Annotated in this window: 27 protein-coding genes; 23 read left to right on the forward strand and 4 right to left on the reverse strand. The window is 34.2% G+C overall.

The features are described from left to right. Positions 1-75: 75 nt before the first annotated feature. The gene (locus tag ACLBWW_RS15480; RefSeq protein WP_000192802.1) at positions 76-981 is read right to left on the reverse strand and encodes a DMT family transporter; all 906 of its coding nucleotides are present in this window, start codon (positions 979-981) and stop codon (positions 76-78) included. Between the two features lie 97 nt (positions 982-1,078). On the opposite strand from ACLBWW_RS15480, the gene ACLBWW_RS15485 reads away from it, so the two are divergent. The 4 genes from ACLBWW_RS15485 (at position 1,079) to ACLBWW_RS15500 (ending at position 3,881) form a co-directional block, all read left to right on the forward strand. Continuing rightward, positions 1,079-1,948 carry a LysR family transcriptional regulator gene (locus ACLBWW_RS15485; protein ID WP_447614121.1) on the forward strand — a complete coding sequence of 290 codons (870 nt, stop codon included), beginning with the start codon at positions 1,079-1,081 and terminating at the stop codon, positions 1,946-1,948. A 120-nt stretch (positions 1,949-2,068) separates the two neighbouring features. Continuing rightward, entirely contained in the window at positions 2,069-2,500 is a 432-nt protein-coding gene (locus ACLBWW_RS15490; RefSeq protein WP_048543237.1) for an Rrf2 family transcriptional regulator, read from the forward strand. 70 nt (positions 2,501-2,570) lie between these two features. Then, positions 2,571-3,221 carry a DsbA family oxidoreductase gene (locus ACLBWW_RS15495; RefSeq protein ID WP_048543236.1) on the forward strand — a complete coding sequence of 217 codons (651 nt, stop codon included), beginning with the start codon at positions 2,571-2,573 and terminating at the stop codon, positions 3,219-3,221. A gap of 57 nt (positions 3,222-3,278) precedes the next feature. Continuing rightward, positions 3,279-3,881, forward strand: coding sequence for a nitroreductase family protein (locus ACLBWW_RS15500; RefSeq protein ID WP_048543235.1), 603 nt, complete (start codon positions 3,279-3,281; stop codon positions 3,879-3,881). Between the two features lie 154 nt (positions 3,882-4,035). Here ACLBWW_RS15500 and ACLBWW_RS15505 read toward each other — a convergent pair whose 3' ends face one another. Beyond that, positions 4,036-4,452, reverse strand: a complete 417-nt coding sequence (locus ACLBWW_RS15505) for a GNAT family N-acetyltransferase (RefSeq protein ID WP_046959136.1) — start codon at positions 4,450-4,452, stop codon at positions 4,036-4,038. Between the two features lie 183 nt (positions 4,453-4,635). Between ACLBWW_RS15505 and ACLBWW_RS15510 the strand changes: the two genes are divergently transcribed. The 3 genes from ACLBWW_RS15510 (at position 4,636) to ACLBWW_RS15520 (ending at position 7,676) form a co-directional block, all read left to right on the forward strand. Further along, positions 4,636-4,770: a hypothetical protein gene (locus ACLBWW_RS15510; RefSeq protein ID WP_000997339.1), complete on the forward strand. Its 135-nt coding sequence runs from the start codon at positions 4,636-4,638 to the stop codon at positions 4,768-4,770. Positions 4,771-4,873: 103 nt separating this feature from the next. Continuing rightward, positions 4,874-6,484, forward strand: coding sequence for an amidase family protein (locus tag ACLBWW_RS15515; RefSeq protein WP_098633600.1), 1,611 nt, complete (start codon positions 4,874-4,876; stop codon positions 6,482-6,484). A gap of 178 nt (positions 6,485-6,662) precedes the next feature. Beyond that, positions 6,663-7,676, forward strand: coding sequence for an AI-2E family transporter (locus ACLBWW_RS15520; RefSeq protein ID WP_048543233.1), 1,014 nt, complete (start codon positions 6,663-6,665; stop codon positions 7,674-7,676). Between the two features lie 85 nt (positions 7,677-7,761). On the opposite strand, the gene ACLBWW_RS15525 is transcribed toward ACLBWW_RS15520, so the two are convergent. Continuing rightward, a complete protein-coding gene (locus ACLBWW_RS15525; protein ID WP_000715320.1) occupies positions 7,762-8,706 on the reverse strand; it encodes an L-lactate dehydrogenase in 945 nt (314 codons plus the stop codon). A gap of 201 nt (positions 8,707-8,907) precedes the next feature. Between ACLBWW_RS15525 and ACLBWW_RS15530 the strand changes: the two genes are divergently transcribed. The 11 genes from ACLBWW_RS15530 to ACLBWW_RS15580 all read left to right on the forward strand — a co-directional run bounded on the left by ACLBWW_RS15530 (position 8,908) and on the right by ACLBWW_RS15580 (position 19,856). After that, entirely contained in the window at positions 8,908-10,344 is a 1,437-nt protein-coding gene (locus ACLBWW_RS15530; RefSeq protein ID WP_048543232.1) for a flavin monoamine oxidase family protein, read from the forward strand. 103 nt (positions 10,345-10,447) lie between these two features. Further along, positions 10,448-11,371, forward strand: coding sequence for a CobW family GTP-binding protein (locus ACLBWW_RS15535; RefSeq protein WP_000754944.1), 924 nt, complete (start codon positions 10,448-10,450; stop codon positions 11,369-11,371). A 130-nt stretch (positions 11,372-11,501) separates the two neighbouring features. Then, positions 11,502-12,107: a TetR/AcrR family transcriptional regulator gene (locus ACLBWW_RS15540; protein WP_116442951.1), complete on the forward strand. Its 606-nt coding sequence runs from the start codon at positions 11,502-11,504 to the stop codon at positions 12,105-12,107. Positions 12,108-12,122: 15 nt separating this feature from the next. Further along, on the forward strand, positions 12,123-13,613 hold the full coding sequence (locus ACLBWW_RS15545; RefSeq protein WP_048543231.1) for an o-succinylbenzoate--CoA ligase: 1,491 nt from the start codon (positions 12,123-12,125) through the stop codon (positions 13,611-13,613). Between the two features lie 4 nt (positions 13,614-13,617). Next, positions 13,618-14,034, forward strand: a complete 417-nt coding sequence (locus ACLBWW_RS15550) for a MaoC family dehydratase (RefSeq protein WP_048543230.1) — start codon at positions 13,618-13,620, stop codon at positions 14,032-14,034. After that, positions 14,034-15,029 (forward strand): 3-oxoacyl-ACP synthase, encoded by a 996-nt coding sequence (locus tag ACLBWW_RS15555; protein WP_447614122.1) that lies wholly within the window; start codon positions 14,034-14,036, stop codon positions 15,027-15,029. Before ACLBWW_RS15550 ends, ACLBWW_RS15555 begins: the two co-directional genes overlap by 1 nt. A gap of 181 nt (positions 15,030-15,210) precedes the next feature. Continuing rightward, the gene (locus ACLBWW_RS15560; RefSeq protein WP_048543228.1) at positions 15,211-16,428 is read left to right on the forward strand and encodes a substrate-binding domain-containing protein; all 1,218 of its coding nucleotides are present in this window, start codon (positions 15,211-15,213) and stop codon (positions 16,426-16,428) included. Between the two features lie 90 nt (positions 16,429-16,518). Continuing rightward, on the forward strand, positions 16,519-17,292 hold the full coding sequence (locus ACLBWW_RS15565; RefSeq protein ID WP_098631083.1) for an ABC transporter ATP-binding protein: 774 nt from the start codon (positions 16,519-16,521) through the stop codon (positions 17,290-17,292). Next, complete coding sequence (locus ACLBWW_RS15570; RefSeq protein ID WP_048543226.1) at positions 17,270-17,971, forward strand: branched-chain amino acid ABC transporter ATP-binding protein; 702 nt, start codon at positions 17,270-17,272, stop codon at positions 17,969-17,971. Before ACLBWW_RS15565 ends, ACLBWW_RS15570 begins: the two co-directional genes overlap by 23 nt. 21 nt (positions 17,972-17,992) lie before the next feature. Next, positions 17,993-18,853 (forward strand): branched-chain amino acid ABC transporter permease, encoded by an 861-nt coding sequence (locus ACLBWW_RS15575; RefSeq protein WP_098068214.1) that lies wholly within the window; start codon positions 17,993-17,995, stop codon positions 18,851-18,853. Between the two features lie 49 nt (positions 18,854-18,902). Next, positions 18,903-19,856, forward strand: a complete 954-nt coding sequence (locus ACLBWW_RS15580; protein WP_142334021.1) for a branched-chain amino acid ABC transporter permease — start codon at positions 18,903-18,905, stop codon at positions 19,854-19,856. Positions 19,857-19,948: 92 nt separating this feature from the next. On the opposite strand, the gene ACLBWW_RS15585 is transcribed toward ACLBWW_RS15580, so the two are convergent. Further along, positions 19,949-20,737, reverse strand: a complete 789-nt coding sequence (locus tag ACLBWW_RS15585; protein WP_098068216.1) for a LysR family transcriptional regulator — start codon at positions 20,735-20,737, stop codon at positions 19,949-19,951. Positions 20,738-20,857: 120 nt separating this feature from the next. On the opposite strand from ACLBWW_RS15585, the gene ACLBWW_RS15590 reads away from it, so the two are divergent. The 5 genes from ACLBWW_RS15590 to ACLBWW_RS15610 all read left to right on the forward strand — a co-directional run bounded on the left by ACLBWW_RS15590 (position 20,858) and on the right by ACLBWW_RS15610 (position 23,917). After that, a complete protein-coding gene (locus ACLBWW_RS15590) occupies positions 20,858-21,406 on the forward strand; it encodes a DUF4865 family protein (RefSeq protein WP_000579910.1) in 549 nt (182 codons plus the stop codon). A gap of 41 nt (positions 21,407-21,447) precedes the next feature. Then, entirely contained in the window at positions 21,448-21,855 is a 408-nt protein-coding gene (locus ACLBWW_RS15595) for a tautomerase family protein (RefSeq protein WP_048543222.1), read from the forward strand. 1 nt (position 21,856) lies between these two features. Beyond that, on the forward strand, positions 21,857-22,180 hold the full coding sequence (locus ACLBWW_RS15600; protein WP_002071373.1) for a carboxymuconolactone decarboxylase family protein: 324 nt from the start codon (positions 21,857-21,859) through the stop codon (positions 22,178-22,180). A gap of 154 nt (positions 22,181-22,334) precedes the next feature. Next, the gene (locus ACLBWW_RS15605; RefSeq protein ID WP_001205523.1) at positions 22,335-22,778 is read left to right on the forward strand and encodes a MarR family winged helix-turn-helix transcriptional regulator; all 444 of its coding nucleotides are present in this window, start codon (positions 22,335-22,337) and stop codon (positions 22,776-22,778) included. 83 nt (positions 22,779-22,861) lie between these two features. Further along, the gene (locus ACLBWW_RS15610; RefSeq protein ID WP_064476357.1) at positions 22,862-23,917 is read left to right on the forward strand and encodes an LLM class flavin-dependent oxidoreductase; all 1,056 of its coding nucleotides are present in this window, start codon (positions 22,862-22,864) and stop codon (positions 23,915-23,917) included. The last annotated feature ends 352 nt before the right edge of the window (positions 23,918-24,269 follow it).

A 24,269-nucleotide genomic window follows, 5' to 3' on the forward strand; every position in this document is an offset into this window, starting at 1 on the left:
TAAAACTCTCTGTAACTGAACTGTACTGATAAAAGGGTGAAAAAGAGCCTACACACAGCAGGCTCTTTTTCATTTTTATTTCACTTCAACTTGCTGCCTTACAGCAAGTGTTTTCGGCTTTATATTTACGAAACAAATACTCACCACAATAAATAATAGTCCGATGAATAAGCTAATAGTAATGGCCTCATGTAAGAAAATTGAACTTACAATAATAGCGATTAATGGAATAAGAAATGTATAAGCCCCAACTTTACTTGCTTCACCAGCTCCAACAAGAGTAAAGTATGCAAGCCATCCCATTGCAATAACAAAGAATGAAATAAAGAGTAGTACACTAACAAATGGTATACTCCAAGCGATACTAGACCAGCTTTCAAACTCTGAACCAAATCCAATTAAGCAAAGCCCGCCAATAATAAGCTGAAGTGTTACCATCCAAATGGAATTAACGCGGTGCCCAGTCTTCTTAATAAATACTGTGCCAAGTGCCCAGCCAATAGCGCATCCTATCGCGAGAAGGATTCCAATAATAGAAATATGTCCAGTTAAACTACTAGAGCTAATGACACCTACGCCAATAAATCCAAGAACAAGCCCAAAAATTTTTAAGCCGTACATAGATTCTTCAAGCCAAATCCATGAGAAAATGCCCAGTAAAACAGGTTGTAGAAATACAATGGCTGAAAATAACCCAGCGGGCATATATTGAAGGCCTACAGTTTGTAATCCGTAAAATATAATGATGTTAAGTAAAGAAGAAATAACGTATAAATGCCAAGTTTCTTTTAAGTGTAACTCTTTGTATTTCGGTAATGCGAAAAGGAGTAAAATGAATCCTCCAATTAAAGTTCGAACGCCTGCAAATAAAACGGGTGGTGTATAATGCAGGGCAAACTTAGATAAAGGCCAATTGATTCCCCACATGAAAACGAGAAAGGTAAGGATTATGGCCGTCTTAGTTCGAGAAAGCTGTGTCATGGTAAGACCTCCTTGTTGTTATTCATTTCACTATGATATGATATCGACTGTAATAAATAAAATGAATCTTTTTTATAAGGAGTATAAGTGATTAGTTATGACCATTACACAACTGCAAATATTAATAAAAACTGTTGAGTTAGGTAGTTTTACGAAGGCTGCTCGGGTGTTAAATATGACGCAGCCAGCTGTAAGTCATGCGATTTCAAGTATTGAGTCAGAGTTAGGAGTTACGATTCTTATACGTGATAAACGAAAAGGGCTAATCGTTACGGATGTAGGAAACAGAATTCTTGTGCATATTAGAGAGATTTTGAACGGTGTAGAGAAGATTGAACAAGAAGTTGCGATGGAGAAAGGATACGAAGTTGGGACGATTCGAATTGGGAGTTTTCCGAGTGCCTCTGCACATTTCTTACCCAAAATGATAAACCTTTTTAAGGAGAAGTATCCAAACTTAGAAGTCGTTCTTTGTGAAGGAACGATTAAAGAAGTTGAAGATTGGTTAGTATCGAGGGTTGTTGATATAGGAATTGTTATTTTGCCTAATAAAGAGATGGAGATTGTCCCATTAACGAAGGGGAAAATGGTTGCTATCTTAAGAGATGATCATCCTCTTTGTAAGAAGGACTCTATTGCAATTAGTGATTTAGAGAATGAACCGATCATATTATGTAAGGGTGGATACGAACCACCCATTATTGATATGTTTAAACAAGCAAACGTACCACTTCGGGTTGAGTATGTAATATCGACCGTTACTACAGCTTTAAATATGATTCAAGAAGGGTTAGGTATTGCAATATTAGCTCAATTATCTTTAACGAATTTACCACAGAATGTGCAAACGAGAGAATTGGAACCACAAGTATGGAGAGAAATTGCTTTAGCTGTTCCTTCATTAAAGGATTCCTCAATCGCTGTGCAGCTATTTATTGAAGAATTTCAAGCGCTATTTACAGAATAAAAAGAGGTGTCTCATATATCATAATGGGACACTTTTTAATTTACTTATAAAAAATCTATGAAAAGGATTGACTTATCTTTTCGTTGTAACTATAATGATTACATCGAGGTGGTGATCACAATGAAAATTAGTAGCCGCTTTTCTATAGCTGTTCATATTTTATCTATTTTGAAAAACAATCCGTCTTCACTTTGTACTTCAGACTATATAGCTGAAAGTGTAAACACAAATCCAGTAGTCATTCGTAAAATGATGTCGTACTTGAAACAAGTTGGTTTTGTATATGTAAATCGCGGTCCAGGTGGTGCGGGATTATTAAAGGATTTACATGAAATCACATTGTTAGATGTATACCATGCAGTAAATGTAGTCGAAGAAGACAAACTATTTCATATGCACGAGCAACCAAATCCAGATTGTCCAATTGGAGCGAATATTCAAGCAGTGTTAGAAGTTATATTAATACAAGCGCAATCCGCGATGGAAGAAATTTTGAGAAATATTACGATGGGGCATTTGTTTGAAACTTTGCAAGAAAAAATGAATGCTTAAATCATATTTATATTTTTTTATTATTAATGTAACTGATTTGATTACAACTATAAAGGTAAGGTGTAAAAGTATGACTGTAAAAATGAAAGTATACTCAGATTTTATATGTCCATTTTGTTTTTTAGCAAAAGGTCCATTAGATGAAGTAGCGAAAGAGAAAGATGTAGAAATTGAATGGATGCCATTTGAATTACGTCCAAGTCCATATTCAAAAATAGATCCATGGAATGAGCCAGAAAAATTAGGCTCATGGGATGCTTTTATTCTTCCAACTGCGAAGAAGTTAGGAATCGATATGCGTTTGCCGCGTGTTTCACCGCATCCATATACACATTTAGCTTTCGAAGGATGTCAATTTGCGAAAGAACGTGGACTAGGAAATGAGTATCATCACCGCGTATTCACAGCATTTTTCCAAGAAGAGCAAAACATTGAAGATATTGATATTTTAACAAAATTAGCGGTAGAAGTAGGTCTTCCTGAAGCTGAATTTAAAGATGCTTTAGTAACTCGTAAATATAAAGAAAAGCATCAAGAAGCAATTCAGCATGCATATGATGAAGCAAATATTATGGCTGTTCCAACTGTCATGATTGGAGATGAAGTCATTCAAGGGCTTGCTAGTAAAGAAACGCTACAAAGAGTCATCGATAAAGAAATTGAAAAGGATAAAACAAATTCATTTGAAGGTATGCAATGTAATACAGATGGATATTGCTAATTCGCTTGTTATGAAATAACAAAATAAATTATAAAACAAATATTTGGAGGAATTAAAATGTCAGCAACTACAACAAATTTAAAAGAAGCAATCGTGAACCGTCGTTCTATTCGTAAAGTAACAAAAAACGATGCAATTACGAAAGAAAGAATTGAAGAAGTTTTAAAAACAGCTTTACACGCACCAACATCTTTCAATATGCAAAGTGGTCGTATGGTTGTATTAATGGATGGAGAACATGAAAAGTTTTGGGATATTGTTAAAGAAACACTAAGAGCCCGCGTACCAGCAGAAAACTTTGAAGCGACTGTAGAAAGATTAAAAGGTTTCCATACAGGTGTTGGGACTGTGTTATTCTTTGAAGATCAAGCAACAGTAGAAAAAATGCAAGAAAATGCACCATTATATAAAAATCAGTTCCCATTCTGGTCTCATCAAGGAAATGCAATGTTACAACATACTGTATGGATGTTATTATCGGCTGAAGGAATTGGCGCATCCCTGCAACACTACAATCCAATCGTAGATGCTGAAGTGAAAGAAACTTGGAACATTCCAGCAGAGTGGAGCTTAGTAGGACAAATGCCATTTGGTGAGCCAAATGAACAACCAGGAGAAAGAACTTTCTTACCTACTGAAGATGTAGTGAAATTTTATTAAGAAATTTAATATGTAAAAAGTTAAATAAAAGGAGAGTACATATTAGCCATATATGTACTCTCCTTTCGTATGCAATGTTAAACTCTTACTGCAAGAACGATTTCCTTCATATGAATCGAAGTCTTTCCTTACAATTAAAAATCTATTATGTTTATTATTTTGAAATGACAGTAAACATCCCCGTCATGTTTGGTGAGTAATCCTTAAAATCAAATTTTTCATAGAATGATTCTTTATCTTGTGATGCAAACAAACCGACAAACGCCTTATCAGGGGCATTCTCATGTAAGTATGCAACTAAACGATGCATGATTTCTTTCCCGATACCATGTTTCTGATACTCTGGATGAACTACTATATCTTGAATATAGAAATAGATAGATCCATCACCGACAATTCTCCCCATGCCGATAATTTGTTCATTATCTTTCACTGTGATGCAGTGAATAGAATGCTTCAGTGAAGTTTCCGCCACTTCAAAATTCATATAATTAGACCAACCAACAGAATCACATAAGTATTTGTACTCTTCTAATGTTGGAATGTTATGTTTAAACTCATATGTTTTCAAAATGTAACCTCCAAGTCCTTAAATACAACCAGTATATAAATTCGACATTTTTTTATCTTTTCCTCCTATGTAACTGAATCCCTTTTGGCTATTGAATTTCGTACAGTTTCCTTATTTGTATTAATTTATAAGAGTTTAGGGGAAAAATATTAGAAATAATGCAGTAGAAAGGGAAGTGGCAAAATGAATGATGAGAAAAAATATACAGTGGTAGGTACTGATGTTGAGGAGGTAAAACGTTTAAATAAGGATTCAGGGTTAACGTATAATCAAGTGAAGGAATTATTAGCGAAGCAAATGAAAAAAAGAATGAATTAAATTGAAATTTTTCATTTTTTCATTTAGCCTTTTAATAAGGAGGGTTATAAGGATAACTCTCTTTTTCAATACAATTGAGCAACTTTTAGAGTGGAGGAACAACATGAAGAAGTGGGTAAAGATAACGCTGTCAATTGCTGGAGGTATTGTCCTATTGGCATGTGCCGGAGGATATTACGTGTATAAAAACTATTTTCCAAAGGAACCTGAGCGTATCGTATATGATAAAGATAGAGTGTTAAAACCAATACATAACCAGTTGAAAGGAATTAACATAGAAAACGTAAAGATAAAAGAAAAAGAAGTCGTAAATGCGACTGTAGATGAGTTTCAAAAAATGATTGATGATGGGAAATTATCATATGAAGAATTAACGAGTATATATCTTTTTAGAATACAAGAACATGATCAAAATGGAATAACATTAAATGCTGTTACAGAGATAAATCCAAATGCAATGGAAGAAGCGCGAAAGTTAGACAAAGAGAGGGATTTAAATAAGAAATCGAACTTATACGGCATGCCGGTTATCGTAAAAGATAATGTACAAACGAAAAATGTGATGCCGACAAGCGCGGGCACTTATGTGTTAAAAGATTGGATTGCAGATGAAGATGCGACGATAGTGAAGAAGTTGAAAGAAGAAGGTGCTTTTGTTTTAGGAAAAGCGAATATGTCTGAGTGGGCAAATTATTTATCCTTTACAATGCCTAGCGGATATAGCGGGAAAAAAGGACAAAATTTGAATCCATACGGTCCGATTACGTTTGATACAGCGGGATCAAGTTCTGGATCTGCTACAGTAGTTGCGGCAGATTTTGCACCACTTGCAATCGGGACGGAAACGACTGGGTCAATTGTAGCACCCGCGACGCAGCAATCAGTAGTTGGATTACGTCCATCACTAGGTATGGTGAGTAGATCTGGCATTATTCCGTTAGCTGAAACACTTGATATAGCAGGGCCGATGGCAAGAACGGTGAGGGATGCGGCAACGTTATTTAATATAATGGTAAGTTATGATGAAAAAGATGCTATGACAGAAAAAATGAAAGATAAAGAAAGAATTGATTATACGAAGGACTTATCAATAGACGGATTGAAAGGGAAAAAAGTAGGAGTTCTTTTTTCAATAGATCGACAAGATGAGAATAGAAAAAAAGTAGCAGAAAAGATTAGAAAAGACCTTCAAGATGCAGGTGCGATATTGACTGATGATATTCAGTTAAACGATGGGGGAGTAGATAATCTGCAAACATTAGAATATGAGTTCAAACATAATGTTAACGATTATCTTGCACAGCAAAAAAATGTACCGGTAAAATCGCTAGAAGAGATTATAGCGTTTAATAAAAAGGATAGTAATAGACGAATAAAATACGGACAAACATTAATTGAGGGATCTGAAAAATCTGCTATAACGAAAGATGAGTTTGAAAAAATAGTGCGATCGAGTCAAGAAAATGCAAGAAAAGAGCTAGATAGATATTTAGTAGAAAAAGGTTTGGATGCTTTAGTTATGATTAACAACGAAGAAGTTCTTCTATCAGCTGTAGCTGGCTATCCAGAATTAGCGGTGCCAGCAGGATATGATAACAATGGAGAGCCAGTAGGTGCAGTGTTTGTCGGGAAGCAATTTGGTGAAAAGGAACTCTTCAATATGGGATATGCGTATGAGCAACAGTCTAAAAATAGAAGATCACCAAAACTGTAAAAGGGTAAACGAAAAATAGAGCTCCACTGAAATATGTTGGTAGGCTAATATGAAAAGAATCTAACAATATAAAAAGAAAAAAAGGATTCTTCTCAATTAATAAGAAAGATTGTCTATAGAAGTTCATAAAATGTAATATATTCAATTTCCATCCATTGAAGGGGGAGGTTAAATCTTAATGAATGAAGTGAAAAATTTCTTTCGAAGTAGAGGGTTCCAACGGTTTCTCGTTTTAATAATAGTAGCGCTTGTATTATATGGATTAAAAAGTATGATTAATTTAATATTAATTACGTTCATACTGACATTTTTAATGGATCGGTTTCAACGTTTTATTTCAAAGAAATTGAAAGTGAATCGGAAAATTGTTATCGCATGTTTGTATATAATATTAGTTACGTTTATCGGCACAACATTATATAAATATTTACCTGTGCTAACGATACAAATTTCCCAATTGATTTATCAGTTTAGGTTGTTTTTTCAAAATCCACCTGATAATGAGATCATTAAATATGCACTGTCAACTATTAATGGGATGGAAGTATCAAAATATATAGAACAAGGTGTAGATGTCATATATCAATCAATTGCAAATATAGGAAAAGTCAGTTTGCAAATACTACTCTCTCTTATTCTAAGTTTATTTTTCTTGTTAGAAAAAGAACGCATAATATCATTTACTTCGAAATTTAAAGATAGTAATCTGAAGGTTTTTTATGAGGAGATTGCTTATTTTGGTGAAAGGTTTGCAAGATCGTTCGGTAAAGTAATTGAAGCACAGTTTTTAATTGCGGTTGTCAATTGTGTACTAACTGTAATTGCACTTGTGATTTTAGGATTTCCGCAGCTTCTTGTATTGGCCGTCATGGTCTTTCTACTCGGTTTGATTCCTGTTGCCGGTGTAATCATTTCTTTGTTTCCACTTTGTATTATTGCTTATAACGTAGGCGGGGTAATGTACGTTGTATACATACTTGTGTTCATTACAGTAATCCATGCTCTTGAAAGTTATTTTTTAAATCCGAAGTTTATGTCTGCGAAAACGAATTTGCCAATCTTTTATACATTTATGATTCTCATCTTCTCAGAACATTTCCTTGGAATATGGGGGCTTATTATCGGTATACCAATCTTCATTTTCTTATTAGATGTACTTGATGTAAACAATGAGGAACAGTTTAAAAAATAGGAAATGATAGAAAATAACTGATGTTTTCAAGGAACAATCAAAAAAGCAATCCAAAATAAATTGGATTGCTTTTTTGCATGCACGATTAAAGAACTGGAGCCATTGTTTCTTTTAATACTTGAACAGAGTGATCGAATTTTAATTCTTCTTCTTCACTTAATTCCACTTCTAAAATTTCACGAACACCGCCGCGATTTAAAACAGCAGGTACGCCGATATAAACATCTTTTTGACCGTATTGGCCTTCTAAGTAAGCTGATACTGTTAATACGCTATTTTCGTCGTTTAAAATCGCCTTTGTAACACGTAGAAGTGACATACCAATACCATAGTAAGTTGCACCTTTTCGCTCGATAATATGGTAAGCTGCATCACGAACATTTATGAAGATTTTGTCTAAATCTTCTTGCGTGTATGTGTTGTCTTTATCAAGAAGCGTTTGTAGTTTTTGAATACCGACTGATACGTGACTCCAAACAGGAAGTTCCGTATCACCATGTTCTCCGATAATATAAGCATGAATGTTGTGTGGACCAATATCGAAATACTCACCTAACATATAGCGGAAACGAGCAGAATCAAGAGTTGTACCAGAACCGATTACGCGTTCTTTTGGTAAACCAGATTCTTTCCAAGTTACGTAAGTTAAAATATCGACAGGGTTAGTTGCGATTAAGAAGATACCATCAAATCCGCTATCCATAATACTACGAACGATTTGTTTAAAGATTTTCGCGTTTTTCTCAACTAAATCTAGGCGCGTTTCACCTGGTTTTTGTGGTAATCCAGCCGTAATGACTACAAGATCAGCATCTTTACAATCTTCGTAGCTACCTTTCCATACTCTAGTTGGAGCTGGTGCAAAAGGAACAGCATGACTTAAATCCATTGCTTCTCCTTCAGCTTTTGCCTCGTTTACATCAACTAAAACAAATTCTTCAGCTACAGCTTGGTTAATCATGCAGTAAGCATAACTACATCCAACTGCTCCTGTTCCTACTAATACTACACGGTTAATCCCTTTTTTCATTTTAAAATTCCTCGCAATTTCATTGATTTTATTATGTAAGATAATACGTCGTACTTCTATAGATTCATATCTAGTTTATTACATTTTATAAAAGATATTCAAGTATTTGAAAATGTATCCGTGCAATTTCTTGCACGAAACATAGGAAGTAAGTGAACCGAATATAATGCAATAAAATCCTTTATAGAAGGGGAAAAGGGCATGATGCAGCCATTAACGATGGAAAGAATGCTCCATATTATTAATGTGGGGCTCGTAAAAACGAAGAATCCAAAGCAAATTATTATTGCTGGTGCAGGAATTTCAGGATTAGTTGCAGCATCGTTATTGAAAGAATCAGGGCATAGCATAACAATTTTAGAAGCGAATAACCGAATAGGCGGAAGAATATATACGATCCGTGAACCGTTTAGCAGAGGCTTATATTTTAATGCAGGGCCAATGCGAATTCCTGAAACACACGAGTTAACTTTAGCTTACATTCGTAAATTTAAATTATCATTAAATCTTTTTATAAATAAAACCGCTTCAGATATTATTTATACGAATAATATTAAAACGAGATTGAGCGTATTTGAAAAAAATCCAAGTATACTTGGATATCCAATTTTAGAGAATGAAAAAGGGAAAACGGCAGAAGAGTTAATGTTAGTAGTGCTAGAACCAATACTTAATTTTATAAAAAAAGATTCTAATAAAAACTGGATCATCGTTGAAACAAAGTATAAAACATATTCGCTCGGATCATTTTTAAGTGAGTATTATTCAGATGGAGCAATAGATATGATTGGGGTACTTCTAGATATGGAAGCATATATGGGAATGTCTTTAATTGAAGTATTACGTGAAATGATCTTTTTTACTTCAACGACAAAATATTATGAAATAACGGGCGGAATGGATACATTACCAAATTCATTTTTACCCGAGTTAAAAGAAAATATTTTTATGTCGTATAAAGTAGAAAAAATTATACAGGAAGATAATAAAGTGATGATGCAAGTAACAAATGAACAAACGTTACATCCATTTATGGTAACAGGCGACATTGCTATTATCACAATTCCATTTTCAACGTTACGATTTGTAGAAGTTCAGCCATATCATTTATTCTCTTATTTTAAAAGACGAGCAATTCGTGAATTAAATTATATTGCTGCAACTAAAATTGCGATAGAGTTTAAAAGTAAATTTTGGGAGAAAGCGAGACAGTGTGGCGGTAAATCTATTACAGATTTACCTATACGATTTACATATTATCCGAGTTATGGTATTCATAAACAAGGGGCAGCTATCGTTTTAGCGAGTTATACGTGGGCAGATGAGGCGTTAACGTGGGATAGTCTCACGCAAAGAGATCGTATTCGTTACGCATTAAAAAATTTAGCGGAAATATACGGCGACATCGTCTATAGTGAGTTTGTTACTGGAACATCTTTTAGCTGGAGCCAAAATCCGTATTCTTGCGGCGCATTTACGGCTTTCGAACCAGGTCAAGAGTTAGAGTTATTTCCGTATATTACGCCGCCAGCTGGCAAAGTACACTTTGCAGGAGAGCATACGACATTAACACATGGATGGATGCAAGGAGCAATAGAGTCTGGAATTCGAGTTGCTTATGAAGTAAACGAACAGTGAAGATATATTTACAAATCACTATTCTTTTAATAAAATGATTAATATAAATCGTAATTATTACGCTTTGAATACGTTTGAAATAAAGAAATGGATGGTCGATCAAATGAAAAAAGTAGAAATTCATATATTAGGTGGCTTTTTAGGTAGTGGAAAATCAACATTATTACAAAATTTATTGTTAGCGGAGAAAAAGAAGAATAGAAAAGTTGCAGTATTAATGAATGAAATTGGTGAATACTCGGTAGATACAGATATTATTGGAAAAGAGAATGTTTTAAGAGAGCTTCTGAAAGGATGTATTTGTTGTACGCTAAAAGAAGAGCTTGAAATACAATTACATTCGTTATATCAGCAAGAAAGACCAGATGTCATTTATATAGAAACGACAGGTGTTGCACATCCAATTGAAGTGTTAGATGCGTGTGTATCACCAATTTTAGCACCTTTCCTAGAAGTGAAATCAATTGTCGTCGTTTTAGATGCAGTAAGGTGGTTAAATCGAAGAGTATTAAGTGCAAACGTTCAGCAATTATTGCATGAGCAACTGAAGTTTGGTAGCCACATTTTAATTAATAAATCAGATTTACTAACAGATGCGGATAAGAACAAAGTAATTGAAGAAGTGAAAGCAATAAATAATCATGCGAAATTGTTTGAAACAAAATATTGTAATATATCTTTAGAAGACATAGAAGAAGCTGAATTTACGAATGATGGGGAACATGAGACACTACATGTAAAACAGCATTTACATATACAAACGATGACATATCAATTTACGAAATCGATTGATCAAGATAAATTATACGAATGGCTTTCGAATTTACCAGATAGTATTTATCGTGTAAAAGGATTTGTGAAATTCCATGGAGATAAATACCCGCACTTATTCCAATATTCATTTGGGGTACCAACTTTACTGGAACAAGATTTCGGTTTCCCGACGAACTTGGTTGTAATAGGAGAAGGGCTAGATAAGAAACAATTGGCTGAAGGATTAGAGAAAGTAGAACTTAATTCTAATTAAGATTAAAGGACTAACTTCAAATTAAGTTAGTCCTTTTTTATATGTAGAAAAACGCTTGCGGATTTTGTCTGATAAAAATAATTGTAAAATTCAGAAATTTATTTATAATCAAATCTAAGAGGTGATTCAGGTGTCAGAAAAAATAATAATGGATGTAAAAAACTTAACAACAAAAGGATTAGAAACGAGAGAGAAATTATTGTGTGCTGCAGAAGAGGTGTTTGGTAGTAAAGGATATTACGAGGCTTCTATTGTGAATATTACACAAGAAGCAAAGGTAGCGCACGGAACTTTCTATAATTACTTTCCGTCTAAAAAAGATATATTTGATGAATTGATTCGCAGATTGAACCGTGAGTTACGCTTAATTATTAAAGAAGAAATGAAGGGAATATCAAGTTATGAAGAGGCACAAAGAAGAGGTTTTCAGGCGTTTTTTCGGTGGGTGAAAGATCGTCCTAATCTATATAACATTGTACAACAGGCAGTAGTTGTTGATGATAACTTATATAGATGGTACTATGCAAAGCTCGCAAATGGATTTTTAAAAAGTTTATCGGCTGGTATGGAAGCGGGAGAGTTTAAACAATTTGATAAAGAAACAATTGCGTATTGTCTTATGTCAATTGGGCAATTTCTAGGAATGCGATGGGGCTATTGGGAAGAGAAAGATGTTCCGGAAGATGTATTTGAAGCAGCGATGTCATTAATATTTGAAGGATTGAGAAAGAGATAAGGGAGTGGGGAACATATGCAAGGCATTGCTTATTGGATTGAAAAACGGTCCTATTTACATCCAGATCGCATTGCCATTATTACAGAAGAGGAGGAGATGACATATAAACAGTTACATGAGTATGTAAGTAACGTAGCCGCATATTTAATTTACGACTTACATGTGCAAAAAGGAGAAAGGATAGCTATTTTATCACAAAATAGCTTGGAATATATTGTACTTTTGTTTGCTATAGCAAAGGTAGAATGTATTGCTGTTCCATTGAATATACGATTAACAGAAAATGAACTTATATTTCAGTTGAAAGATAGTGGAACTACAGTTTTATTTGTAGAGGAAACATTTCAAAATATGGCACTGTCAATGCACAAGGTATCGTACGTACAAAGAGTTATTTCGATTACAAGTTTAAAAGAAATAGAAGATAGAAAAAGTGACAACTTTGAAGAGATAAATGAAAGCGCATCCTTTATTATATGTTATACATCAGGTACAACAGGAAAACCGAAAGGAGCCGTACTTACACAAAAAAATATGTTTTGGAATGCGCTAAACAATACATTTGCGATTGACTTAACTATGCACGACCGCTCTATTGTATTATTACCTTTATTTCATATTGGTGGAATTGGTTTATTCGCATTTCCAACTTTATTTGCAGGTGGCGTAATCATTATTCCAAGAAAATTCGAACCAACCACAGCTCTTTCAATGATAGAAAAACATAAAGTGACTGTAGTAATGGGAGTACCTACAATTCATCAAGCATTAATTAATTGCCCAAAGTTTGAAACTACAAATTTACAATCAGTTCGCTGGTTTTATAACGGCGGTGCTCCATGTCCAGAAGAGTTGATGAGAGAATTTATAGATAGAGGATTTTTATTTGGTCAAGGCTTTGGCATGACTGAAACATCACCAACCGTATTTATGCTTTCAGAAGAAGATGCAAGACGTAAAGTAGGATCAATTGGGAAACCAGTTCTGTTTTGTGATTATGTACTTATTGATGAAAACAAAAATAAAGTTGATATTGGTGAAGTTGGAGAGTTACTTATAAGAGGACCGAATGTAATGAAAGGGTATTGGAATCGGCCAGATGCAACAGAAGAAACGATTCAAGATGGTTGGTTATATACGGGAGATTTAGCTAGAGTTGATGAAGATGGTTTTGTATACATTGTAGGTAGAAAAAAAGAAATGATAATTTCCGGTGGTGAAAATATTTATCCACTTGAAGTAGAGCAAGTCATTAATAAGCTTTCTGGGGTATATGAGGTAGCGATCGTTGGTAGGCAACATGTAAAGTGGGGAGAGATTCCAATCGCCTTTATTGTGAAAAAGAGTAGCAGTATATTAACTGAAAAAGAAGTCATTGAGCATTGTTGTTTATTTCTAGCAAAATATAAAATACCGAAAGAGATTATTTTTCTAAAAGAATTTCCTAAAAATGCAACTGGTAAAATTCAAAAAGCACAGTTAGCAAATCAATTGAAAAGTTGGTGAAGAGATGACGATGTATAGCACGGGTCAACAGGCGTCATGTAGTAAAACAATAACAGAAACGGATTTTGTATTATTTGCAGGGTTAAGTGGGGATTTTAATCCAATTCATATTGATCATGAGTATGCAAAGCAAACTAGATTTAACCAAAGAATAGCACATGGTTTATTAACTTCTAGTCTTTTATCACAATTGCTTGGTATTCATTTACCTGGAAAAGGATCCGTTTATATGGAACAAACTATTAAATTTACAGCACCAGTTTTTATAGGAGATACAATTACAGCTACGGCTACAGTACAAGAATTTATGATAGAAAAGAGAGTTTTGAAATTGTTAACGGAGTGTCATAACCAAAAAGGAGATCTAGTATTAACAGGTGTAGCTACTATGATGGTGCCAAAAGAAGGAGGAATAGTCTAATGAATATTGGGATTGAAGCGACTGGTGTTTTCTTCCCAAAAGACGTAGAGACGGCGGCAGACCTATCTCAAAAAACAGGTATCCCTGAGAATATTATTATAGAAAAGTTTGGATTATATGAAAAACATGTCGCAGATGAAACGATGCATGCATCAGATTTAGCTATTGCTGCTGCAAAGCCAATATTATTACAAGTAGATCCTCAATCTATTGATGTAGTCATTTATTTTGGCAGTCCACATAAAGATTACCACGTATGGTCAAGTGCCCCAAAAATTCAGCATGAACTTGGATTGAAAAATGCTTATGCTTTTGAAATTATGAATGTTAGTTCTTGCTTTCCTATTGCTCTCAAAGTCGCAAAAGATATGCTTTACTCCGATAACTCAATTGAAAATATATTATTAGTAGGTGGATGTAAAGAATCTCAAATTGTAGATTATGATAATCCACGCTCACGTTTTATGTTTAATTTCGCTGATGGCGGAAGTGCAGCTTTAGTGAAAAAGGACGCTAGAAAAGGTGAAATATTAAGAAGTGCGATTATAACAGATGGTTCATTTCATGAAGATGTACGTATTCCAGCAGGTGGATCAAAGCAGGTTGCGAGCTATGATACAGTTGAGAATCGGCAACATTATATTGATGTAATAGATCCTAATAGTATGAAAGAACGTCTAGATCGGGTTTCAATCCCTAATTTTGAAAAGGTTATTCGAGAGGCGTTAAAAAAAAGTGGGTTAACTCCTAAAGATATTAAAGTATTGTTACCACTGCATACAAAACGTTCTATGTTAATAGAATTGATACAGGGACTAGGGCTAGAAGAAGAACAAGTTGTATATTTAGATCGTTATGGACATATGTCAGCGCTTGATCCTTGCATTGGTCTTCACTTTGCAAATGAACAGGGAAAATTACAGCCTGGAGATATTGCAGTAGTAGTTAGTGCCGGGACTGGGTATACGTGGGCAGCGACTGTAATTAGGTGGTGAAAAATACTAGATGAATATATGGTAAATGGAGGTATTTGGAAAGAGGCGGCGAATGTAAAGGTACTTCATTAAATTTTTAAAACAGATTTGTTTGTATGATTCAAAGAAAAAGTCATAATTACGGGTGGTTAACTTTGGCGAGATTGATTCTATCAGAAATTAAAGTATGGGGAGGATCACAATGTCGATGAAAAAACGTAAATGGCTAAGAATGATGGCTACTGGTTGTGTTTTAAGTTCGTTATTAATAACGGCAGCTTGTTCAGGAAAGAAAACAAGTACAGAGGATGAAAAGACGATTAAGGTAGGGGTTCTTGCTTCATTAACAGGTCCATTAGAATCATATGGAAAACAAACAGTGAACGGATTTGAATTAGGGTTAGACTATGCGACGGGTGGAACTGGGAAGGTGGAAGGGAAGAAGATTAAGTTTGTTGTAGAAGATACGGAAACAAAAGCTGATGTAGCAGTTAAAAAAGCTACGAAATTATTAGAAGAAGAGAAAGTTGATTTTTTAGTCGGATCGTCTAGTTCAAGTGATACATTAGCGGTTTTACCACTAGCTGAAGAGTATGAAAAAATAATGGTTGTAGAACCAGCAGTGGCGGATAGTATTACGGGTAAGAACCGGAATAAATATATTTTTAGAACAGGTAGAAATTCATCTCAAGATGCAGTCGCTGGTGCTGCAGCGATTGCTAAAAAAGATGTGAAAATAGCAACGTTAGCACAAGATAATGCTTACGGCCGTGAAGGAATTGCGGCATTTAAAGCTGGAGCGAAGAAATTAGGTGCGAATATTGTAAATGAGCAATATGCTGATACAAATTCGACTGACTTCACTGCTAATATTCAAAATATCATTAGCTCAAAACCAGATTATTTATTTATCGTTTGGGCGGGGGCGAATTCACCTTGGAAACAGTTGAAAGATATGAATGTGGAAGCGCAAGGTATTAAAATTTCTACCGGTGCACCAGATATACCGGCATTAAAAACGATGGATGCGCTAGTAGGAATGCAAGGTTTTTCTGTTTATTATCATACACTCCCGAAAAATAAAGTGAATGATTGGTTAGTGGAAGAACATAAAAAACGATTTAATGGTGCGGTGCCAGATTTATTTACAGCAGGTGGAATGTCAGCGGCAATTTCAATTGTAGAAGCTTTAAAGAAAACAAAAGGTGATACAGATGTAGATACATTAATTAAGAAAATGGAAGGAATGGAATTTGATACACCGAAAGGAAAGATGAAGTTTAGAGAAAAGGATCACCAAGCGATGCAGACACTGTATTCTATCACATTGAAAAAGCAGGATGGTGTTGATTATCCAGTGCCAGTATTAGAGCGAGAATTAACGATGAAAGAGACAGAACCACCAGTTCAAAATAAATAGACTGAATTTTCTGTTGTTTTTGTATAAAGAGGGGCACACCCTCTTTATATGTATTTCTTTCATACTTAAAGCTTTAAAGGGAGGGGTATTGTGACAAATTTGCTAGAAACGAAAAATCTTTGCGTATCTTTTGGCGAGCATCATGTTATTAAAGATGTGAATGTAACAGTACAAAAAGGAAAGCTCATTTCCATTATTGGACCTAATGGTGCAGGAAAGACAACGTTATTTAATTTACTAAGTGGACAAATTTCTCCAACGAAAGGTGAAGTATATTTTAAAGGACGAGAGATTACAAAATTATCAATTTCGGATCGCACTCGATTAGGAATTGGTCGCTCTTTTCAACTTACAAATATATTCCCAGAGTTAACGGTACTTGAAAATGTTCGTTTAAGTGTTCAATCATTTGTTCAAGATTACTATAGTTTTTTTCCGAGTTCGGCAAAATTTAAGCAACAAGTGGGAGAGGCGAGACGTTTCTTAAAAACAGTCTTACTTCACGAGAAAGAACATGTATTAGCGAAAGATTTAGCACATGGGGAAAAACGAAAGTTAGAGCTTGCGATGTTATTAGCTTTAAAAACGGATGTATTACTACTTGATGAGCCGACCGCAGGTATATCAGTTGAGGAAGTACCGGCTATTTTACAAGTGATTAAAAATATTAAGAAACATCCAGAAAGTACAATTGTACTAATTGAACACAAGATGGATATGGTACTAGGTTTATCAGACCATCTTATCGTTTTGTTCCATGGAGAGTTATTGGCTGAAGGTTTGCCTGAAGAAATGATGAAAGATGAGCGTGTACAAAGTGCTTATTTAGGGGGATTATATAGTGGCACTATTACAAGTGAATAATATAGAGACGTATTTAGATCAGTTTCATATTTTACAAGGGGTATCTCTTGCTGTTGAGAAAGGAACGATTACTGTACTGTTTGGAAGAAATGGGGCAGGGAAGACGACGACATTACGTTCGGTTATGGGATTTCACCATATCGCACATGGTGAAATTTATTATGATCGTACACAAGTAAATGGATTATCTACACATTTAATTTCAAGGAAAGGAATAGGTTATGTACCAGAAAATCAAGGTATTTTTAACGATCTGACAGTAGAAGAAACATTCGCTCTTGCTAGAGGTAAGGGAGAAGAAGCGGAAGAGAAAATTGAGTGGATGCTTGAACTATTTCCAGATTTAAAGCAGTTTTGGCACAAAAAAAGTGGACTCTTAAGCGGAGGACAAAAACAAATGCTAGCAATTTCAAGAGCATTTATTAATAGTGATGGTTTATTACTTATTGATGAGCCGAGTAAAGGCTTGTCCCCTATTATGATAGAAAAATTAATGATAGCCATTTTGAAAATGAAGGAGAAAACAACAGTTTTACTCGTTGAACAAAACTTTATGATGGCTAGTCAAATTGGTGATTACTTTTATATTATGGATAACGGAAAAATTGTTCATAACGGTTTTATGCATGAATTAAAAGAGGATAAGGAAATGTGTCACAAATATTTAGGAATCTCTTAACATGAATCCGAGGTGAGAAGGATGGATGTGTTAATCAATTTATTTGTAAATGGGATTTCAACAGGGATGCTCATTTTTTTATTAGCATCAGGACTTTCACTTATTTTCGGTTTAATGAGCGTTCTAAACTTCGCACATGGTGGTTTATTTGCCTGGGGAGCGTTTACAGGTGTTTGGTTATTTAATATGACAGGTAGTTATGTATTAGCGTTAATTGGAGCAATTGCTATGGGGATGTTTCTTGGATTTATTTTAGAAAGATTTCTTATTAGACCGGTATATGGAAATCATGTTCGCCAGCTTCTTGTGACGCTTGGAGGAATGCTTGTACTTAGTGAATGTATTAAAGTATTTTGGGGGCCAAATCCAATTGGTGCTAAATTACCGTTATGGTTACAAGGTAGTTATACATTTGAAGGCGTTATATTAATTAAATATCGTCTATTCGTTATTTTAATTGGGATCATCATTTACATTGCCTTACTATTATTGCTCAAAAAAACAAAGATAGGTCTAATGATACGCGCAGGTGTAATGGATAAAGAGATGGTTCAAGCGCTCGGTATTAACGTAAAAGCAATATTTTCTTTCGTCTTTTTATTAGGAGCAGGGATGGCAGCGTTGGGAGGCTTCTTATTAGCACCGTATTCAGGTGTTATTTTCGCCGAGATGGGTATGCAGTATGCGATTTTAGCTTTTATAGTAGTAATCATTGGAGGATTAGGAAGCGTACAAGGTTCAGCAATCGCATCTTTAATTGTCGGATTAGCGGGTGCCTTTACAGCGTATTTTATACCGGATTTATCACTTGCAATCAATATGTTAATGTTACTAGTTTTCTTAATAGTGAAGCCAAATGGACTTGTTAGTGAAAAGGGGTGAAATGGTGAACAGCACATCAAATCGAATTAAAGTATACTTCGGAGCATGTATGCTCATTTGTTTAAGTGTATTTCCATTCGTAAATGATTCACGGAGCTTGTTAATTTTGTTCACTCAAATCTTCATCTTTGCTATTTTTGCAATGAGTTTTGATGTATTGCTTGGTTATACAGGAATTGTATCGTTCGGCCATTGTATGTTCTTTGGAATAGGAGCGTATGGGGTAGCACTTTTATTTGATCGGCAAGGAGTATCCATAACGAACTTTTTAATAGGGCTAGTAGCTGCAATTATCATTTCAGTAATTGTTAGTTATATAATCGGTTTGCTTTCGTTACGACTGAAAAGTCATTTTTATGCAATGTTAACACTTGCTATTTCACAGTTGTTTTTCGTACTTGCTGAAAAATGGCGTGGACTCACTCATGGAGGAGACGGTTTTACATTTGGTGTACCAGACTTATTCCGTGATCGTTTTACGTTTTATTATGTAACACTTATATGTTTAATTGTCATTTTTATTCTGTTACGTCTTTTCACCAAATCTTCTATTGGAAAAGTATTAAAGGCAATTTCACAAAATGAGCAACGTGTTGAAGCATTAGGATATAAAGTTCTTCATTATAAAATTATTGCTAGTATTGTTGCAGGAGTAGTTGCTACAATTAGCGGTGGTTTATTTGTTATCACACTACGCTTTGTTAATACGACTGTATTTTCAATTGAAATGACATTAAATGCATTATTGATGACAATGATTGGAGGCGTTGGAACGTTAATTGGAGCAATTGCTGGAGCTGGAATTATTGAATCACTGAAATACTATTTATCAGAACTAGCTACAGCGTATCCGATTTTTGAACGATGGACGATTATTCTTGGTTTATTGTACATTATCGTATTGCTAGTTTTCCCGAAAGGATTAGTTGGAACGGTAAAGAGTTTGAAGAATATAAAACGGAATAAGAAGGAGAAAAGTGCAAAAGTGGAGCAAAATGTGTGAAAAATCAATTGTATAGAATATAAAAATCCCTCTTTTAAATTCGTAAAGGAGGGATTTTTATTAGTGTATGTAATTAGTTTATAGCTATTATATTAATCAAATAGTTCATCAGGGATTTGTTTTAAAGAGTTTTGATTTGTAAAAAAATGAACAGCTAATTTCTCAATTGGAACATTTTCAATTGGTACCAATGTATCATTTCTAATCGGCAAAAAGGCTATTCCTTTTCCATCCTGAATAAACTCTTCCATAAGCGAATAAGAATCTAATTGTTGAAGTTGACGCTGAGATAAATGATTTTCTTTTAGAAATTGTATCGTCTTATTTCTAAAAGGGCACTTTTTGTCATTACTAACGAAGAAGAGTTCCTTTAAATAGTCAATGGTTCGTGTTTCTTTCGCTTTTAATAAGCCTACAGACATTGAAGTAGTAAATACTTTTTTAAAAGCTGCGTCGGGATCATCCTCATAAGTGATGACCATATCAACCTTTTGTTGTTGCAGTAATTTTTGTAAATGACTACTATTTTCTACATATATTTGATAATTCCTGAAATTTTCTTTAATACGCTTACTTACATAATTAGTCAAAATAGATTGTGACGTCGCAATTATATAAGAAGAACCATTCGTTTTAATTTTATCTTTTGCTTCTTCTACTAGAGTTAATATTTGATTCGTGTAGTCTAATAAAATGTCACCAGAAGGTAACAAGGAAACGCCTTTGTTATCTCTATGTAGTAAAGGTGTTTCTAACTCTTGTTCTAATTTTTTGATTCGCTCAGTTACGTTTGGTTGAACATACCCTAACTCTTTCGCAGCTTTACTAATAGAACCTTCGCTAGCTACAGTTTTGAATATAATAAGATCATTTATTTCCATTTATCACAGCCCCTTATACGATATCATTATAAATGATACCAAACATAATTTATACCTATTTTACGTTAGTCAATCATCGCCTTATCATTGTGTATATAAGATGGAAAGTGAGTGATAAACATGATTGGAATGCAATATAAGGTCATTTTGCCAAAAGATTATGATATGGAGATTATTAAGAAAAGGGTAAAGGATAATGGGTATAAAACGGATGGTTTTCAAGAATTGAATTTCAAAGCATATTTAATGACTGAGGCAGGTAAGCATGGGAATTTCTATAACTGTTATGCACCTTTATATATTTGGAATGGCCATGAAGGAATGAACAAATTTATCTTTGAAGGGTATTACGATAATATTTTACAATCTTTTGGGTGGCAACAAATAAATATAGGTGCTCCATTAGTTGTTAATCTAAAGGATGATTTTAAGAAATGTAAGTATGTGGTTGAATATGTAGGGAGTATTTCTCAAAGTAATTCACTGAGGGAGACTCAATTAAAAACTATGAATGAATATGTACAAAATATAGAAAAGTGTTTAGGAAATGTAATCATTTATAATCCAGATAAATGGAGGTATAGTCAGTTTAATTTTTATGAAGAAAAGCCTGAAATGGTAACAAATAAAGGTGTTACAGTATATGAGATTTTGCACATTTCACGATGAAAATTTGTTGAAGTTAAATTAGGAAAAAGGAATGAATATGTATGCCTTTTGTGAACGTTTATTATCATGAAAATATATTAAATAAAGAAGAGTTGAAAAAGATAGGTGAATGTATTCATCTGTCATTAATTGAACATTTTAACATCCTTGAAAATGATTATTTTCAACTGTTTTTACCTTATCAACAAAATCACTTTTTATATAATCCATATTATTTATTAGAAAGAGGAGAAAAGAGAACAGAGAATATGATTTATATTTCTATTACATGTGGACCGGAAAGAACGATAAAACAGAAAAGTGATCTGTATCAGTCGATATCCTCGAAGGTTTCTGAATGTTCTAGTATAAAAAGTGCAGATATTTTTATTACGCTAAATGAGACATCTGCTGAAAATTGGTCATTTGGTCAAGGATTGGCACAATTGGTAAAAGTGAAGGGAGAGTGAAATGATGAATGAATCAATTAAATATTGTATTCAAGAGAGAATGAAAGAAATGGCACCTGCATTTGCTCATTATAGTGAAGAGATATTGTTCGAGGAAGTGTGGCGGGATGACACTTTAACATTAAGAGAAAGAAGTTTATGTACAGTGTCGGTATTAATCAGTCTTGGTCATACAGAACAATTACCATTTCATTTGCGACTGGCCAAACAAAATGGAATTGGAGAAAATGAAATGATCGCATTAATAACACATATGGCTTTTTATGTTGGTTGGCCCAAAGCAGTGGGAGCTTTAAATATAGCAATGAATGAAATGGAAAGTTAAGAATAACGATAAGAAAGAATTCATTTAAATATGAATTCTTTCTTATCGTTATTTATGCAATACTCTAATGAGATTATTTTTCACTTTTTCTCTTGCTTTTTTATCACTTGCGTAGTAAAGTGATAGTAAGATTCACGATAGGAAGTGATCAAACATGCGTGATAATACGATAGGGTCATTAATATGGTTACGCTTAATACGATTTACGAACCAAAGTAATCAGATGTCAAATGAGTTTTTAAAACGGTTTGATTTAACGACAGCTCAATTTGATGTGCTTTTGCAAATACGTACGTATCAGCCACTCACACAAATGGAGTTAGCTGAAAAGGTAACTGTTACACAAGGCGGTATTTCTCGAATGTTAACTCGTCTTGAAAAAGAAGGATATATTGTACGAAAACAAGATTGGAAAACGAAAACAATCAGTCTTACAGAGCAAGGGGAAGCAGCTTTAGAGAGAGCATTGCCAGAGCAACTTGCATTTCAATCATCGTTTTTTGATGATGTATTAAATGAAGAAGAGCAGAAAATATTATACGAGCTAATGACGAAAGTTCATAAGCATAGCGAAAAAAAAGAATTGCCGCAAGAGTAATTTTTTTTACACTATCAATTGACTAATCAAGTGAAAAATAATTGAAGAATATGAATACGACTGAATTAAAGGAGAGAGCAACTATGGAAAAATACCGTATGGATACAAGTAAAGGAATAGAGTTTGGATTATATTCAATTGGGGATCATGTTTTAAATCCGCATAATGGAGAGAAAATTAGTGCAGAACAAAGAATTCATGAATTAATTGAAACAGCTAAGTTAGCGGATGAAGCTGGACTTGATGTATTTGCTGTCGGTGAAAGTCATCAAACGCATTTTACAACACAAGCTCATACAGTTATTTTAGGAGCTATTGCACAAGCTACGAAAAATATAAAAATTGCAAGTTCAGCAACGATAGTAAGCACATCTGATCCGGTACGAGTATATGAGGATTTTGCTACAATTGACTTGATTTCTAATGGACGTGCAGAAATCGTGGCTGGTCGTGGATCTCGTATTGGGGGATATAGTTTACTTGGTTATGACGTGAATGATTATGAAGAGTTATTTGAAGAGAAGATGGATCTTTTATTAAAAATTAATAACGAGGAACATGTAACATGGAACGGACAGTTCAGAGCGCCGCTTGCACATGCATCGGTGATTCCGAGAGCGAAGAATAATAACTTACCAATTTGGCGTGCAGTTGGTGGCCCGCCAGCTAGTGCGATTAAAGCAGGACGTGCGGGTGTACCTATGATGATAACAACACTAGGTGGTCCAGCTATTAACTTTAAAGGGTCAGTAGATGCTTACCGTGAGGCTGCGGCGCAAAGTGGATTTAATCCAGCAAGTTTGCCAGTTGCAACGACGAGTTTATTTTATACAGCAAAAAATTCACAAGATGCATTTAGTGAATACTATCCTCATATTAATGCTGGTATGCTTACACTGCGTGGTGGTGGGTATCCGAAGCAACAATTTACAAATGCAGTAGATTACCGTGACGCATTAATGGTTGGTAGCCCGCAACAAATTATTGAAAAAATGCTTTACCAATATGAATTGTTTGGACAACAACGTTTTATGGCACAAATTGATTTTGGTGGTGTACCACTTAATAAAATTGAGAAAAATATTGAATTAATTGCTACTGAAATTTTACCGGCTGTTAGAAAACATACAGCGAAATAATTTAAAAAATACCGAGAGTCTAATCGATTCTCGGTATTTTTTATGTATGAATTCAGTTTGAAAAAATGATAAAAAATGAATTTTCAGTCTAGAAAGAGGGAGGGGATTTTCTATTTTCGAATAACAATATTTTGTGTTTGAATTTTAAAAATACATTTTCTTCTTGACAAAAAACTAACTGATTTCTCCGTTAGTTTAGAGGACATTTTTCTGCGTGAAAGTCAAGTGTATGAAGAGGGAAATGATTATTTTATTGATATGGAAGTAAGTCTTATATTAAAAAAATACATTTTATTAATGAGAAAAATATAATTCAAAAAAATGACAAAAGACATATTTCAGACAAAATGAT

The organism is Bacillus sp. M5A3_1b (genome assembly GCF_053345335.1).